Genomic DNA, 15,973 nt, shown 5'->3' with positions numbered 1-15,973 from the left:
TAAAGTAGCCGTGATGACTACAGACAAAGTGACAAGCCAGGATTCACCGTTGGACCGTTTTATTGCGGTTATTCCGGCGGGCGGGGTGGGGACCCGTCTTTGGCCCCTGTCACGGGCAGCAGCCCCGAAATTCCTTCACGACCTTACCGGGTCGGGCAGCACTCTGCTGCGCGCAACCTACGACCGCCTCCAGCCCGTCGCCGGCAAGCACGTGCTGGTGGTGACCGGCTCCGCCCACAAGGCCGCCGTCTGCCGGCAACTGCCTGAGGTCCTGGACTCCAACCTTGTCTTGGAAAGCGAACCCAAGGACTCCGGTGCGGCGATCGGCCTTGCCGCGGCCATCCTCCATGAGCGGGACCCGGACACCATCATGGGCTCGTTCGCCGCGGACCAGGTCATCAGCCCGGATGACCTCTTCCAGGACGCAGTCCGTGAGGCCGTCTACACCGCCGCCGCCGGGAAGATCGTCACCATCGGCATCAAGCCGACCCATCCCTCCACCGGATTCGGCTACATCCGCTCCGGCGCGAACCTCAACATCCCCGACGCGCCCAGCGCCCAGGCCGTGGTGGAGTTCGTGGAGAAGCCCAGCGAGGAAGTGGCCCAGCAGTACGTCGACAGCGGGGAATATGTCTGGAACGCGGGCATGTTCGTGGCGCCGGTCTCGCTGATGCTCAAGCACCTCGAGGCCAACCAGCCCGAGCTCTTCGCCGGACTCCAGGAAATCGCCAAGGCCTGGGACACCCCGGAGCGCGACGCCGTCACCGCCCGGGTGTGGCCCACGCTGCCCAAGATCGCCATTGACTACGCCGTCGCCGAGCCCGCCGCCGCCGCCGGCGACGTCGCCGTGGTGCCCGGAACGTTCCTCTGGGACGACGTCGGGGACTTCGCCTCCGTGGGCCGGCTCAACAGCGCCAAGGAAGTCGACGAGGTCACGGTACTGGGCGAGGGCGCCCGCGTTTTCACCGAGAACGCCAGCGGCGTGGTGGTCTCCGATACCAAGCGGGTGATCGCCTTGATCGGCATCAAGGACGTCGTGATCGTGGACACCCCCGACGCCCTGCTGGTCACCACCAAGGAACACTCACAGCGGGTCAAGCAGGCCGTGGACGCCATCAAGGCCAAGGGCGACACCGACGTCCTGTAGGCGGATTGGAGCGAATCAGGGGTTGTGCAGTATTCAGCAATCCGTAACGCGCCGTACCCGATGCCGCTATTTATTGTCCGCTCGCTAGAGTTATTCCGTGCGCAACTACTCGACTGAAGCTGAGCCCACGACTCTCGTGGGGCCGTGGCTGGAGCCCCTCCTGCCGGAGCTAATCGCTTTCCGCCGCGACCTCCATGCGCACCCGGAACTTTCGTTCAAAGAATTCCGCACCACCGACAAGCTGGCGAAACGGCTCGAGGAAGCCGGGCTCAAACCCCGCCGGCTCGAAGGCACGGGCCTGACGGTCGACGTCGGACAGGGTCCCATCGCCACCGCCCTGCGCGGGGACATCGACGCCCTGCCGATCATCGAGGAAACAGGCCTCGAGTTCGCCTCGAAGAACCACGGCGTGACCCACGCCTGCGGCCACGACATCCACACCACCACCATGCTCGGCATCGCGCTGGTCCTGCAGCGGATGCATGAGCAGTCCCCGCTGCGGGGAACGGTCCGGATCATCTTCCAGCCGGCCGAGGAAACCATGCCCGGCGGCGCCAACGCGTGCATCGAGCAGGGCGTCCTGGAAGGCGTGCCGCGCATCCTGGCGCTGCACTGCGATCCCCGGATCGAGATCGGCAAGATCGGCACCCGGATCGGGGCCATCACCTCCGCCTCGGACACCATCAAAATTGAACTCTCCGGCCGCGGCGGCCACACCTCGCGCCCCCACCTGACCGAGGAGCTGGTCTTCGCCCTGGCGCAGATCGCGATCAATGTTCCCGCCGTGCTCTCGCGACGCGTCGATGTCCGCAGCGGCGTGTCCGTGGTCTGGGGCCAGATCTCCGCAGGCTCGGCCCCGAACGCCATCCCCGGAAGCGGCTACATGGCCGGCACCATGCGGTGCCTGGACCGGGAGGCCTGGCACGACGCCGGCGAACTGCTCGACGACATCATCCGGCAGATCGCCGAGCCCTACGGCGTCGACGTCCACCTGGAACACACCCGCGGCGTGCCGCCGGTGGTCAACTCCGAGCACGAAACCGCGCTGATCGAGGCCGCGGCCCGCGCCGAAATCGGCGAGGGCGCCGTGGTCCTGACCCCGCAGTCCATGGGCGGGGAAGACTTCGCCTGGTTCCTGGCCGACACCCCGGGCGCCATGATGCGCCTCGGCACCAAGACCCCCGGCGGGGAAGAATACGACCTCCACCGCGGCGACTACATCGTTGACGAGCGGGCGCTTGGCCTCGGCATCCAGGTGCTCACGGCGGCGGCCCTGCGTACCATCCGCGACCTCTAAATCCCTCCGGCCCGCAGCTCTCCCCGACTCTGACCTCCGCGCCCGACGCGCGGAGTTTCCCCACCTTTGCCAGCACGACGCCGGGACGCACCGGCGGTGCGGGCCGACACGCCGTCGGGCCCCTGCGAAGTTGGGGAAATTCGGCAGATGCCTCATTGCATTCAAAATTGGGTTGTGCACAACTGAATTGTGCACAACCCAATTGTGGCGTACCGTGGAACCATGACCACGCCAGAACAGGCCCGCCCTGCCAGCCCGGAAGCGCTCCGCCTGAACCGGCAGGTGTGTTTCGCGATGTACTCGGCCTCGCGCGCCGCCACGGCCGCCTACCGGCCCATGCTGGAGGAGCTCGGCCTGACCTACCCGCAGTACCTCGCCATGCTGGTGCTTTGGGAAGCGGAGCCGCGCAGCGTTCGGGAACTGGGGGAGGAGCTGGGGCTCGACTCCGGCACCCTGTCGCCGCTGCTCAAGCGGCTCGAAGCACTGGGCCTCGTTCAGCGCCGCCGGTCGGCCGAGGATGAGCGCCGCGTGGAGATCTTCCTTACCGACGCCGGGGCCGCCCTGAGCGCCAGGGCCAGCGGCATCCCGCAGCGCCTGGCCGACGCCGCCGGGCTCACCGCCGCGGAACTGGACCAGCTCCGCGACACCCTGGGCCGGCTGGCCAACGCGCTCCACGCCTCCCACTAAGCCAACCCCTTCCTAAGCCCTACCCCTTACACCCCTCAGCCTTTCCCCGGGCCAATGCCCGCCAAGATTTCCCGACCACAGAACGGAAACCCCATGAAGACCCTTTACACAGCCGAGGCCCTGGCCTCCGGCGAAGGCCGCGACGGCACCGCCATCAGCAAGGACGGCAAGCTCAGCGTCACCCTCGCCAGCCCGGTGGAACTCGGCGGCGACGGCGCCGGAACCAACCCCGAGCAGCTCTTTGCCGCCGGCTATGCCGCGTGCTTCCACTCGGCCCTGCGCCTGGTGGGCCGCCAGCAAAAAGCCGACCTGACGGACTCCGCTGTCGCCGCCAAGATCCACTTCGGCGCCCTCGAGGACGGTGCCGGATACGGCCTGGCCGCAGAACTGGAGATCGCCCTGCCCGCTGTGGACCGGGAAACCGCCGAGTCCCTCGTGGCCAAAGCCCACCAGATCTGCCCCTACTCCAACGCCACCCGCGGCAACATCACTGTCGACATCACCATCCTGGAGGTAGCCGCATGAGCGCCAACACCGAAACCCTCACCCTTCCCGCCACCACCCGCGAGATCCAGCTGGCGTCCCGTCCGCACGGCCGGCCGGTCCCGGAAAACTTCCGCCTCGCCGAGTCGCCGCTGCCCGAACTGCAGGACGGCCAGGTCCTGGTCCGCAACCTCTACATTTCCGTAGACCCGTACATGCGCGGGCGCATGAATGACGTCAAGTCCTACTCCGCACCGTTTGCGCTCGATGCCGCAATGGAGGGCGGCGCCGTCGGCGAAGTCATCGCGTCCCGGGCCGAAGGGCGCGCCGTCGGCGATACGGTCGTGCACAGCCTCGGCTGGCGCGAATACGCCGTCGTCGATGCCGCGGCCACCAGCCCGGCGCGCACCGACCTGGCCCCGGCCTCCGCGTTCCTCGGCGCCCTCGGCATGACCGGCCTGACCGCCTACGCGGGACTGCTGAAGGTCGCCAACTTCAAGCCCGGCGACGCCGTGTTCGTCTCGGGTGCAGCCGGTGCTGTCGGCTCGCTCGTCGGGCAGATCGCCAAGGCCATGGGCGCATCCCGCGTGATCGGCAGCGCCGGATCGGCGGAAAAGGTGGCCCGACTGCTCGAACTCGGCTTCGACGCCGCGTTCAACTACCACGACGGCCCCGTGGCGGAGCAGCTCGCCAAGGCCGCGGGAGACAGCGGCATTGACGTCTACTTCGACAACGTCGGCGGCGAGCACCTGGAAGCGGCGTTGTCCGCGCTCAACGTCGGCGGCCGGGTGGCCATGTGCGGGGCCATTTCGCAGTACAACTCAACCGAGCCCACACCGGCGCCACGGAACCTCATGCTGGCAATCGGCAAGCAGCTGACGCTCAAGGGCTTCCTGGTGGGCGGCTACTGGCAGCACATGGCCGAGTTTGTCGAGACCATGTCCGGCTGGCTCGCCGACGGAACGGTCCGCTACGACGAAACCGTGGTGGACGGCGTGGACAACGCCCCGCAGGCCTTCATGGATCTGCTCGACGGCGCCAACACCGGCAAGATGCTGGTCCGGCTCTAGCCCGGCCGCAGGCCCCACCAGATACACAGACGCCTCCGGCGCCGGTTCCCGCGGAGACCGGCGCCGGAGGCGTCTGTGCGCCGTCGCCGGCAGGAGGGCCCGGCTACCACTAGGTAACAAGTTCTCAACAATCTGGGGATTCGTCGGGATGTGTGTTATCCGGACGTGGCGCAGGCCACTAAAGTAGCTTGCATCAGTGCGCCTCGGCGCAGTGCTGCGAATCCATCAGTGACAACAGAGTTCAGCGGACCACCGCAAGACAGACACTCATTGAACTTCCGTCGTAGCGCCTACTCTTTCTTCCTGGAGGAAAATTGAAGAACTCTCTGCGTGCCACCTTCAAGCGCGGATCAATGGCCGGGGTCGCCACCGCGGGCGCGGCTGCACTCCTGCTGACCGGCTGCGGCGCTGCCCCGGAGGCCAGCACCGCCACCCAGACCGCCAGCGACTTCAAGGGCTGCATCGTGTCCGACTCGGGTGGGTTCGATGACCAGTCGTTCAACCAGTCCTCCTACGAGGGCCTGAAGAAGGCCGAGAAGGATCTTGGCATCAAGACGGCCGAGGCCGAGTCCAAGACCAACAACGACTTCGAACCGAACCTGCGCGCCATGGTCGCCGCCGGCTGCAACCTGACCATCACGGTCGGCTTCCTGCTCGGCGACGCTACGAAGGCCCAGGCCACCGCGAACCCGGACAAGCACTTCGCCATCATCGACTTCGGTTACGAAACCCCGGTGGCCAACGTCAAGCCGATCATCTACGACACGGCACAGGCCGCGTTCCTGGCCGGCTACCTCGCAGCAGGCACCACCAAGACCGGAACGGTTGCCACCTTCGGCGGCATCAAGATCCCCACGGTCACCATCTTCATGGACGGCTACGCCGACGGCGTGAAGTACTACAACGAGAAAAAGGGCAAGAACGTCAAGGTCCTGGGCTGGGACAAGGCCAAGCAGGACGGCTCCTTCACCGGCGACTTCGAAAAGCAGGACAAGGGCAAGCAGTTCACCCAGAACTTCCTGGACCAGGGCGCCGACATCGTCATGCCCGTCGCCGGCCCGGTCGGCAAGGGTGCAGGCGCAGCTCTGCAGGAAGCCAAGGCGGCAGGCAAGGACGTCAAGCTCATCTGGGTTGACTCCGACGGCTTCCTCACGGCACCGGATTACAAGGACATCATGCTCTCCTCCGTCATGAAGCAGATGGGCGAGGCCGTCGAGACGGTGGTCAAGCAGGACAAGGACGGCCAGTTCACCAACAAGCCGTACATTGGCACGCTCGCGAACGACGGCGTCCAGCTGGCTCCGTTCCACGACATGGATGCCCAGGTTCCGGCCGAACTGAAGTCCGAGCTGGACCAGATCAAGAAGGACATCGCCGACGGCAAGCTGAAGGTTGAATCCGCAGCCAGCCCGAAGGCCTAACTTCCTCCGCTAAGCGCCACGGCCCGTCCGGTCACCACCGCACGGGCTGTGGCGCTTTTCGTTGCGGCCCGCTGCGCCTCAGAGCGCAGGCACTAAGCTGGTGCTGCAGCCCCCATACGCGTCCGGACCAAGCCTTCCGGACACCTCGAGATTGGTCAGAGTTTTGAAACTTGAACTCAAGGGCATTACTAAACGCTTCGGCTCCCTGGTAGCCAACGATCACATCGATGTGGTTGTTGAACCCGGGCAGATTCACTGTCTGCTCGGCGAGAACGGCGCTGGCAAGTCCACGCTGATGAACGTCCTCTACGGACTGTACGAGCCCACAGAGGGCGAAATCCTGATCGACGACAAACCGGTCACCTTCCGCGGCCCCGGCGACGCCATGGCGGCCGGCATCGGCATGGTGCACCAGCACTTCATGCTGGTCCCCGTGTTCACCGTCGCGGAGAACGTCGCGCTGGGAGCGGAAACCACCAAGACCGGCGGATTCCTGGACCTCGAGGACACCCGCCGGAAGATCCGCGAGATCTCGGACCGGTACGGCTTCGACGTCGACCCCGACGCGCTGATCGAAGACCTCCCCGTGGGCGTGCAGCAGCGCGTCGAGATCATCAAGGCACTGGTCCGCGACGCCAAGGTGCTCATCCTCGATGAGCCCACGGCCGTGCTGACCCCGCAGGACACCGATGAGCTGCTGGACATCATGCGCCAGCTCAAGAGCCACGGCACCTCCATCGTGTTCATTTCCCATAAGCTGCGCGAAGTGAAGGCCGTTTCTGACACCATCACCGTCATCCGGCGCGGCAAGGTGGTGGGCTCGGCCGATCCCGGCGCCTCTACCACCGAGCTGGCGTCCATGATGGTGGGCCGGGCCGTGAGCCTGACCCTGGACAAGGCTCCGGCCAATCCGCAGGAGACCACCTTCGAGGTCAAGGACCTCACCGTCATCGCGCCCAGCGGCCAGCATGTGGTGGACGGCATCAGCTTCGGAATCGCCCGCGGCGAGATCCTCGCCATCGCCGGCGTCCAGGGCAACGGCCAGACCGAACTGACCGAGGCCATCCTCGGCCTGCACGAGAGGGCCCACGGCTCGATCACCCTCGATGGCGAAGAACTCCTGGGCCGCAGCGTCAAGGACGTCCTCAATGCCGGCGTCGGATTCGTGCCGGAAGACCGTTCACTCGACGGGCTGATTGGCACGTTCTCCATCGCCGAGAACCTGATCCTGGACCGCTACGACCAGGCGCCGTTCGCCAAGGGCATCAGCATGAGCCCGGCCAAGGTCCTGGAGAACGCCAAGACCCGGATCGAAGAATTCGACGTCCGCACCCCGTCCGGCATGCTCGCAGCCGGCACCCTGTCCGGCGGCAACCAGCAGAAGGTCGTCATGGCCCGGGAGTTGTCCCGGCCGCTGCGGCTGTTCATCGCCTCCCAGCCCACCCGCGGCGTGGACGTGGGCTCCATCGAGTTCCTGCACAAGCGGATCGTCGCGGAGCGGGACCATGGCACGCCCGTCATGATCGTCTCCACCGAACTGGACGAGGTGATTGAACTCGCCGACCGGATCGCCGTGCTGTACAAAGGCAGGCTGGTGGGGATCGTCCCGGCCGGCACCGGGCGCGACGTCCTGGGCCTGATGATGGCCGGCGTTTCCCTGGACGAAGCCCAGGCCGACGCCGCAGGCAAGCATTCGGCACAGCGCCCCGCACCGACCACAGCAGAAAACCCCGCCGGGAACACAGCAGAAAACCCGGCCGGCACCCCGGCCGCCAACCCCGCAACGACGCCGGCCACGAGCCAGGCGCCCGCCGCCCCGTCCGTGCAGGAGCCCGGCTCCGGCGCCGTAGGAGACCACCATGAGTGAGAACACCGAGCCGCGGCCCGCGGCCGCACCGGACCCGGACCGGCTTCCGGCAGCCCAAGCCACCGCAGTGGAGCCTGAGCCGCTCGAGGACGATGAAGCCTTCGTCACCTCCCTGGACACCGCGGGCGGTGCCCACCAGCCATCGGCCGTTCCCGTCTCGACCCAGAGCGGATCCCTTCCCGGCGCCCCGGAGGAAGAGTCGCTGCTGCGCAAGATCTTCACCGGCAATGGCATCGTGACCATCCTGGCGGTGCTGCTCGCACTGATCCTGGGCGGCCTGCTCATCGCCATGACGGACAAGGTAGTCGGCACCACGGCCGGCTATCTCTTTGCCCGGCCCACTGATTTCCTCACCGCCGTCTGGTCCGCCGCCACCGGCTCGTACGTCGCCCTCTTCCAGGGCGCGGTCTTCAACCCCCGCGGCGCCGGAGTGGCCGGACAGTTCGCCCCCCTCATGGAGACGCTGACCATCGCCACCCCGCTGATCACCGCAGGCCTCGGCGTCGCCCTGGCCTTCCGTGCGGGTCTGTTCAACATCGGTGCGCAGGGCCAGATCATCATGGCCGGCATCCTCGCCTCGTGGGTCGGCTTCGCGCTGCACCTGCCGGTTGGGCTGCACCTGCTGCTGGTCCTCGTGGCCGGTGTCATCGGCGGCGCCGTTTGGGGCGGCATCGTCGGTGTGCTCAAAGCCAGGACGGGCGCCCACGAGGTCATTGTGACCATTATGTTCAACTACATCGCCCTGTATTTCCTGCGCGACCTGCTGGACACGGACTTGTTCCAGCGCCCGGGGGCGGACACACCGATATCGCCGATCGTGGACCCCAGCGCCGCGTATCCGCTGATCTTCGGCAGCCAGTACCGGCTGCACCTGGGATTCCTGCTGGCCATTGCGGCCACCGTGTTTGTTTGGTGGCTGTTGAACCGCTCCACGCTCGGATTCGAATTCCGCGCCATCGGGGCGAACCCCAAGGCAGCCCTGACTGCCGGCATTAACGTCTCCCGGGCCACCATCCTGGTGATGACCATTGCCGGTGGCCTGGCCGGCCTGGCCGGCGTGGCGCAGGTGGCAGGCACCGAAAAGGTCCTGACCGACGGTGTCGCGGCAACCTACGGCTTTGACGCGATCACTGTGGCGCTGCTGGGACGTTCGTCGCCGTGGGGCACCTTTGCCGCCGGCGTGCTGTTCGGAGCCTTCCGCGCAGGCGCCGTCCAGATGCAGATCCAGACCGGAACTCCGATCGACATCGTCCTCGTGGTCCAGTCGCTCATTGTGCTGTTCATCGCGGCGCCGCCCCTGGTCCGGGCGATCTTCGGACTGAATCCGCGCAAGAAGAAGGCCGCGACCGCCGGCAAAACCAAGCAGGCCGCAACCACCGGAGGTGCCGCATGAGCACAACAGCAACCTCGCCCGTCCAGGGAGAATCACAGCCTGACAAGGGGCGCAGGCCGGCGGTGTCCACCAAACCGGTGACCTGGAAGTTGCCGGTCACCCTGTCGGTGCTGGCCACCATCGCCTTCATCTTCTTCGGACTGCTGGGCCCGCAGGCGAACGCCAAGTTCGGCGTTTCCTCCGGCGGAGACTTCTTCCAGCTCCCCGCGATCGACGTCCCCGCATTCCTCAGCGGCATGGTGCTCTCCTTGATCCTGCTGGGCCTCGCGGGCTACGCCTTGGTCCTGAAGGCGAAAAAGAACGTCCGGCCCCCGAGTTGGCTTCCGGCCGTGTTCACCGTCGTGTTCGTGGTCGCTTTCCTGATCTGGGTGGTGGGCGGCGCCCGGACACCCAGCATTTCGCTGGCCGGCCTCATCGCCGGGTCCGTGACACTCGCCGTGCCGATCGTCTTCGGCTCCCTCTCAGGGGTGCTGTGCGAACGCGCAGGCGTCGTCAACATCGCCATCGAAAGCCAGCTCCTGGGCGGTGCCTTCACGGCCGCACTCGTCGCCAGCCTGACGCACAACCCTTACCTGGGCCTGCTTGCGGCAGCCGTGGCAGGCGCCCTGGTCTCCATGGTTCTGGCGCTGTTCAGCATCAAGTACGTGGTCAACCAGATCATCGTCGGCGTCGTGCTCAACGTCTTGGTCTCCGGGCTCACCGGCTTCCTGTTCACCACAGTGATGCAGTCGGACCCCGAGAAATACAACTCGCCCGCCGAGCTGCCCATCATCGACATCCCGGTCCTGTCCGGCATCCCGGTGATCGGGCCCATCCTGTTCAAGCAGTCCGTGGTGGGCTACCTGATGTATGTGGCCGTGATTGTGATCTGGGTCGCGCTGTTCAAGACGAAGTGGGGCCTGCGCGTCCGTGCCGTGGGCGAGCACCCGCAGGCGGCTGACACCCTGGGTATCAACGTCAACGCGACCCGTTTCTGGAACGTCACGCTCGGCGGCGCCGTCGCCGGAATCGGCGGATCGTTCTTCACCCTCGTGGCGATCGACAGTTTCACCAAGGAAATCTCCGGTGGCCGCGGCTTCATTGCCCTCGCCGCCATGATCCTGGGCCGCTGGAACCCGATCGGGGCGTTCTTCGCCGCGCTGTTGTTCGGCTTCGCCGACAACCTGCAAAGCATCGTGACGATCATCGGGACCCCCGTGCCGAGCCAGTTCATGGCCATGCTGCCGTACGTGGTGACCGTGTTCGCCGTGGCCGGGCTCGTCGGCCGCTCCCGGCCGCCGGCCGCCGACGGCATACCGTACATCAAGGGCTGAGAATGGACAGCATCGACGTCGACTGGGCAGCGCTCGAAGCCGCTGCCCTGTCCGCCATGAAGAACGCCTACGCGCCGTATTCGAAGTTTCCGGTGGGGGCCGCGGCCCTCACCGGGGACGGGCGGATCGTCAGCGGCTGCAACGTCGAAAACGCCAGCTACGGGCTGACCCTGTGCGCCGAGTGCGCCCTGGTGGGCAACCTGCAGATGACCGGCGGGGGACAGCTCCGCGCCTTCTACTGCGTCGACGCCGGCGGGAACGTCCTCATGCCGTGCGGTCGCTGCCGCCAGCTGCTCTACGAATTCCGGGCTCCGGACATGGAGCTCATGACCACGCAGGGAATCAAGACCATGGACCAGGTCCTTCCCGATGCCTTTGGCCCCCAACACCTGGAGGAACCCCGGTGACATTTCCGACACAGACCAACAGCAACACCGAAGCATTCGACGCCGTCGACATCATCCGCATCAAGCGGGACAAGGGCGTGCTCAGCCCGGCCCAGATCGACTGGACGATCGACGCGTACACCCGCGGCGCCATCGCTGACGAACAGATGGCCGCCCTGAACATGGCCATCCTGCTCAACGGCATGGACCGGGCCGAGATCTCCCGCTGGACGGCGGCCATGATCGCCTCCGGCGAGCGGATGGACTTCTCCAGCCTGCGCAGGCCCGACGGCGGCGTCAAGGCGACGTCGGACAAGCACTCCACCGGCGGCGTCGGGGACAAGATCACCCTGCCGCTGGCGCCCCTGGTGGCGGTCTTCGGCGTGGCCGTGCCGCAGCTCTCGGGCCGCGGGCTCGGCCACACCGGCGGCACCCTGGACAAGCTTGAGGCCATCCCGGGCTGGCGTGCGGCCCTGAGCAATGAAGAAATGATGGCCCAGCTCCAGGACGTCGGCGCGGTCATTTGCGCGGCCGGCGCAGGACTGGCCCCGGCGGACAAGAAGCTCTACGCGCTCCGCGACGTCACCGGGACCGTGGAGGCCATCCCGCTGATCGCATCCTCGATCATGAGCAAGAAGATCGCCGAAGGCACCGGCTCTCTGGTGCTCGACGTCAAGGTGGGCAGCGGCGCGTTCATGAAGGACGAGGCCCGCGCCCGCGAACTGGCCGAGACCATGGTGGCCCTGGGCAAGGACGCCGGCGTCAACACGGTGGCCCTGCTCACCAACATGAACACGCCCCTGGGCCTCACCGCGGGCAACGCGATCGAGGTCGAGGAATCCGTGGAGGTTCTCGCCGGAGGAGGCCCGGACGACGTCGTCGAACTCACCGTCCGGCTCGCGGAGGAAATGCTGGCGTGCGCGGGCGTGCGGGACGCGGATCCCCGGGCCGCACTGCGGGACGGCCGGGCCATGGACGTCTGGAACCGGATGATCGAGGCCCAGGGCGGGGACCCGCGCGCCAAGCTCCCGGTCGCCAAGGAATCCGAGGTCATCTACGCCCCGGCCGACGGCGTCCTGGTGGAGCTCGACGCGATGGCCGTCGGCGTCGCGGCCTGGCGGCTCGGCGCCGGACGCGCCCGCAAGGAGGACCAGGTCCAGGCCGGGGCCGGGGTGCGGATGCATGCCAAGCCCGGTGCCATGGTCAGGGCGGGCGAACCGCTCATGACCCTCCTGACGGACACCCCGGAGAAGTTCGAGCGGGCCAAGGAAGCGCTCGAACACGCCGCCGTGATCGCACCAGAGGGCTCCCGGCCGGCCCAGAAGCTCATCATCGACCGCATCGCCTAGGCCCGTTGCCCTATCACCTTTGGTCCCCAAACCTCAGGTTTAGCCGCCATAAGTGATAGGGCAACCGGCTGTCGGGGCCGGCGGTACACTGACTCCACAAGACTGGCTCCACAGCAGTACCCTTGCAAGCGCAGGCCCGGCTCCGGCCGAGCCTGCGCTTGGATCTATCTGGTTCCGCCGCGCGTTAGGAAGCTGTGCAGGCAATCAACGACTTCATCCTCGCCGCCGCAGGGCAACCCTGGGTCCTGGTCCTGGTTTTCGCCTGCTGCTTGATCGACGGCTTCTTTCCACCGATCCCGAGCGAGTCGGTGGTGGTGGGCCTGGCTGCAGTCGCCGCCACGGCGGATGTTCCCAATCCGGCGCTCCTGATCGCCACCGCCGCCGCAGGAGCATTCATCGGCGACAACGTGGCTTACTTGATCGGCCGCCGCGTCGGAACGCGGCGATGGGCATGGCAGCGCGGTCCCCGAATGCAGGCGGCCTTCCGCTGGGCCGGACGGGAACTGCGGAAACGGCCCGCCTCACTGATCCTCGTGGCGCGCTTCGTCCCGATCGGACGGGTAGCCGTCAACCTGACCGCCGGTGCCACGCACTACCCACGGCCCAGATTCGTCAGCCTGACGGTACTTTCGGCGCTGCTGTGGGCCGGCTACTCGGTGGGGATCGGCCTGTTTGTTGGGCCGTGGTTTCAGAAAAACCATGTGCTGGCCGCGGCCATTGCGATCATCTGCGCCGTTGTCCTCGGCATCGTCCTTGACCGCGTGATCAGCAAGGTGCGCGGCCGTACTCCGGAGGAATCGACGCGTTCCGTTCCGCCCGCCGAGTCCTAGGCGGATTGGCCCCGCCCGTGGGACACTAAGGAGCGATTTGGGTCACGTTTGTTGGCCGCACTTCGTCCAACGTTCCACCCACTGTCATCGCTTGTACGGTACGGCTTAGTTGTCCGTTCCCAGTCATCAAGGAGCACCGCCCGCATGGAGTTCATTAACGAGGCCGTGCTCCATGCCGCTGGCCAGTGGTGGATCTACCCCCTCTTGCTGGTCTTCTTCTTCGTGGACGGCTTCGCGATGGTGGTCCCCAGCGAGACCCTCATCGTTGCCCTTGCGGCGTACTCCCTGCACAGCGGCCAGCCCAACCTGTGGATCCTCGGCCTCACGGCGCTCGTTGGAGCCATCGCCGGCGACAACATGGCATACATGCTCGGCCGCAAGATTGGCCTCGAGCGGTTCCGCTGGATGCGCAAACCGAAGGTCCAAAAGGTCTTCGGCTGGGCACACTATGAACTTGAGAAGCGCGGCGCCGTCCTGATCTTCACCGCCCGGTACATCCCGTGGGGCCGCGTCGCCGTCAACTACGTGGCGGGCACGACGGCGTTCCCGCACCGGCGGTTCTTCTTCCTGGACGCCTTCGCCTGCTTCACGTGGGTGGCCTACTCGATCGGCATCGGCGTCCTGGCCAGTTCCTTCCCGTGGCTGCACCATAACCCGCTGCTCAGCGCGGGGATCGCGGTGGTGTTTGCGATCGTGCTCGGCGTCCTCATCGACCACCTCCTGCGCTGGTGGCACAAGCGACTTGGCCGCCACGACGCCGAGGTCGTGGACGAATGGCTCGACGGCGGGCCCACGCACAAACCGGCCGCCGCCTTTCCTGCACCGATGATCGCCTCCGGGGATGCCGAGGCCGGCAGAAAGTAGCTTCCGGCGCCCGGCGACCCTATGGTTGGAACGTGACTGAGACTATCCCTGACGCTGCCCCTGACCTCGACTTCGACCTGAAGGTCCTTCCCAAGGTTTCCCTGCACGACCACCTGGACGGCGGACTCCGCCCGGCCACCATCATTGAACTCGCTGAGGCCGCCGGCCACACGCTGCCCTCCACGGACCCCGTCGCGCTGGGGGAGTGGTTCCGCGAATCCGCCGACTCGGGCTCCCTGGTCCGGTACCTCGAGACCTTCGACCACACCATCGCCGTGATGCAGACCAAGGAAGGCCTGTTCCGCGTCGCGAAGGAATTCGTCGAAGACCTGGCCGACGACGGCGTCGTGTACGGCGAAGTGCGTTGGGCACCCGAACAGCACCTGCAGAAGGGCCTGAGCCTGGACGAAGTGGTCGAGGCCGTGCAGGCAGGCCTCGAAGCGGGCGTAGACGCCGTGGCCGAGACCGGCCGCGACATCCAGGTGGGCCAGCTCATCACCGCCATGCGCCACGCCGACCGCAGCCAGGAGATCGCCGAACTGGCTGTCCGCCACCGTAACAACGGCGCCGTCGGCTTCGACATCGCCGGCGCCGAGGACGGCTTTCTTCCGTCCCGTTTCAAGGACGCCTTCACCTACCTGGCCCAGCACAACTTCCCGGCCACCGTCCATGCCGGCGAAGCCGCCGGCCTGGAAAGCATCCAGTCGGCGCTTGTCGACGGCCGGGCACTGCGCCTGGGCCACGGCGTGCGGATCGCCGAGGACGTCACGATCGAATTCGAAGAGGACGAAGGCGCCGACGCCGACGAAGTCGACGACACCATCGGCATGGTGACCCTGGGCGAGCTCGCCAGCTGGGTCCGCGACCGCGGCATCGCCCTGGAGATCTGCCCCTCCTCGAACCTGCAGACCGGCGCCATCGCCGGCTTCGGCGAAGGCATCGAAAGCCACCCGCTGGACATGCTCTACCAGCTCGGCTTCAACGTCACCATCAACACAGACAACCGGCTCATGAGCGGCGTCACGCTGACCGACGAGTTCGAACTGCTGGTTGAGACGTTCGACTACGACCTCGACGACCTGCTGGAGCTGACGCTCAACGCAGCCGAGGCGGCCTTCCTGCCGCTCGAGGAGAAGGAAGCCCTGGTGGAATACATCAACGAGGCCTACTCCGACCTTGGCTAACGAGGACACTCCACCCGTCCAGGGGCTTGTCGCTTCCATCGCGGCCCTGCGCGAGCACTGCCCCTGGATGGGTGCCCTCACCCACGAATCCCTCGTGGAGTACCTCCTGGAGGAGGCCTACGAGGTTGCGGAGACCATCGAAACGGCCGGCGGTGACGCCGAACTGAAGTCCGAGCTGGGCGACGTGCTGCTTCAGGTGGTCCTGCATGCCCGGCTCGCCGAGGAACGTGGCGCCTTCGACCTGGACGACGTCGCCCGCGCCCTGAGGGCCAAGATGATCCGGCGCAACCCGCACGTGTTCCGGCCCGACGGCTCGCTGCAGGACTCCTTCCCGGCAACGGTGGAGGAGATCGTCCTGAAATGGGATGCCGTCAAGAAGGCCGAGAAGCCCGAACGCGGCCACGTGTTCGACGGCGTTCCCGCCGCGCTGCCGGCCCTGGCCCGGGCCCAAAAGCTCCTGGACCGGGCCGAACGCGCGCACTTGGCGACGGCTATGGGCGACACTGGCGTCGAGATCCCGGCCACCGAGGCGGAACTCGGCGACCTGCTGTTCGGGATCGTGGCGGGTGCCCGGGCCGGTGGGCTCGACGCCGAGCGCGCCCTCCGCGGGGCGCTCCGCCGCTTTCAGGACGGCAACGGCTCCCTGCCCTAGAAAAATAGCGTCGGCATCATGACGTCCGGG

15 protein-coding genes are annotated in these 15,973 nt (G+C 66.8%); all 15 read left to right on the top strand.

The window, feature by feature from the left end; all coding sequences use genetic code 11:
- Positions 1-13 precede the first annotated feature (13 nt).
- The 15 genes from M2428_RS19390 to M2428_RS19320 all read left to right on the top strand — a co-directional run bounded on the left by M2428_RS19390 (position 14) and on the right by M2428_RS19320 (position 15,943).
- Positions 14-1,147 carry a sugar phosphate nucleotidyltransferase gene (locus tag M2428_RS19390; RefSeq protein WP_277527591.1) on the top strand — a complete coding sequence of 378 codons (1,134 nt, stop codon included), beginning with the start codon at positions 14-16 and terminating at the stop codon, positions 1,145-1,147.
- A 97-nt stretch (positions 1,148-1,244) separates the two neighbouring features.
- Complete coding sequence (locus tag M2428_RS19385) at positions 1,245-2,444, top strand: amidohydrolase (protein WP_277527590.1); 1,200 nt, start codon at positions 1,245-1,247, stop codon at positions 2,442-2,444.
- A gap of 222 nt (positions 2,445-2,666) precedes the next feature.
- Positions 2,667-3,131, top strand: coding sequence for a MarR family transcriptional regulator (locus M2428_RS19380; protein WP_277527589.1), 465 nt, complete (start codon positions 2,667-2,669; stop codon positions 3,129-3,131).
- A 93-nt stretch (positions 3,132-3,224) separates the two neighbouring features.
- Positions 3,225-3,656 carry an organic hydroperoxide resistance protein gene (locus tag M2428_RS19375; protein WP_277527588.1) on the top strand — a complete coding sequence of 144 codons (432 nt, stop codon included), beginning with the start codon at positions 3,225-3,227 and terminating at the stop codon, positions 3,654-3,656.
- Positions 3,653-4,684, top strand: a complete 1,032-nt coding sequence (locus M2428_RS19370) for an NADP-dependent oxidoreductase (RefSeq protein ID WP_277527587.1) — start codon at positions 3,653-3,655, stop codon at positions 4,682-4,684. Before M2428_RS19375 ends, M2428_RS19370 begins: the two co-directional genes overlap by 4 nt.
- Positions 4,685-5,037: 353 nt before the next feature.
- On the top strand, positions 5,038-6,105 hold the full coding sequence (locus tag M2428_RS19365; RefSeq protein ID WP_277527613.1) for a BMP family ABC transporter substrate-binding protein: 1,068 nt from the start codon (positions 5,038-5,040) through the stop codon (positions 6,103-6,105).
- Between the two features lie 163 nt (positions 6,106-6,268).
- Positions 6,269-7,972 carry an ATP-binding cassette domain-containing protein gene (locus tag M2428_RS19360; protein ID WP_277527586.1) on the top strand — a complete coding sequence of 568 codons (1,704 nt, stop codon included), beginning with the start codon at positions 6,269-6,271 and terminating at the stop codon, positions 7,970-7,972.
- Entirely contained in the window at positions 7,965-9,365 is a 1,401-nt protein-coding gene (locus M2428_RS19355) for an ABC transporter permease (protein WP_277527585.1), read from the top strand. The genes M2428_RS19360 and M2428_RS19355 overlap by 8 nt, the downstream gene beginning before the upstream one ends.
- Positions 9,362-10,678 carry an ABC transporter permease gene (locus M2428_RS19350; protein ID WP_277527584.1) on the top strand — a complete coding sequence of 439 codons (1,317 nt, stop codon included), beginning with the start codon at positions 9,362-9,364 and terminating at the stop codon, positions 10,676-10,678. The genes M2428_RS19355 and M2428_RS19350 overlap by 4 nt, the downstream gene beginning before the upstream one ends.
- Positions 10,679-10,680: 2 nt before the next feature.
- Positions 10,681-11,085, top strand: coding sequence for a cytidine deaminase (locus M2428_RS19345; RefSeq protein ID WP_277527583.1), 405 nt, complete (start codon positions 10,681-10,683; stop codon positions 11,083-11,085).
- Positions 11,082-12,413 carry a thymidine phosphorylase gene (locus M2428_RS19340; RefSeq protein WP_277527582.1) on the top strand — a complete coding sequence of 444 codons (1,332 nt, stop codon included), beginning with the start codon at positions 11,082-11,084 and terminating at the stop codon, positions 12,411-12,413. Before M2428_RS19345 ends, M2428_RS19340 begins: the two co-directional genes overlap by 4 nt.
- A 194-nt stretch (positions 12,414-12,607) precedes the next feature.
- Entirely contained in the window at positions 12,608-13,243 is a 636-nt protein-coding gene (locus M2428_RS19335; RefSeq protein WP_277527581.1) for a DedA family protein, read from the top strand.
- A 144-nt stretch (positions 13,244-13,387) separates the two neighbouring features.
- The gene (locus M2428_RS19330; RefSeq protein ID WP_277527580.1) at positions 13,388-14,107 is read left to right on the top strand and encodes a DedA family protein; all 720 of its coding nucleotides are present in this window, start codon (positions 13,388-13,390) and stop codon (positions 14,105-14,107) included.
- Positions 14,108-14,139: 32 nt separating this feature from the next.
- On the top strand, positions 14,140-15,291 hold the full coding sequence (locus M2428_RS19325) for an adenosine deaminase (protein ID WP_277527579.1): 1,152 nt from the start codon (positions 14,140-14,142) through the stop codon (positions 15,289-15,291).
- 67 nt (positions 15,292-15,358) lie between these two features.
- The gene (locus M2428_RS19320; RefSeq protein WP_277527611.1) at positions 15,359-15,943 is read left to right on the top strand and encodes a MazG nucleotide pyrophosphohydrolase domain-containing protein; all 585 of its coding nucleotides are present in this window, start codon (positions 15,359-15,361) and stop codon (positions 15,941-15,943) included.
- Positions 15,944-15,973 lie beyond the last annotated feature (30 nt).

Source organism: Arthrobacter sp. ES3-54, assembly GCF_029504395.1.
GTDB lineage: Bacteria > Actinomycetota > Actinomycetes > Actinomycetales > Micrococcaceae > Arthrobacter.
This window is presented reverse-complemented; position numbering and strand designations above follow the sequence as displayed.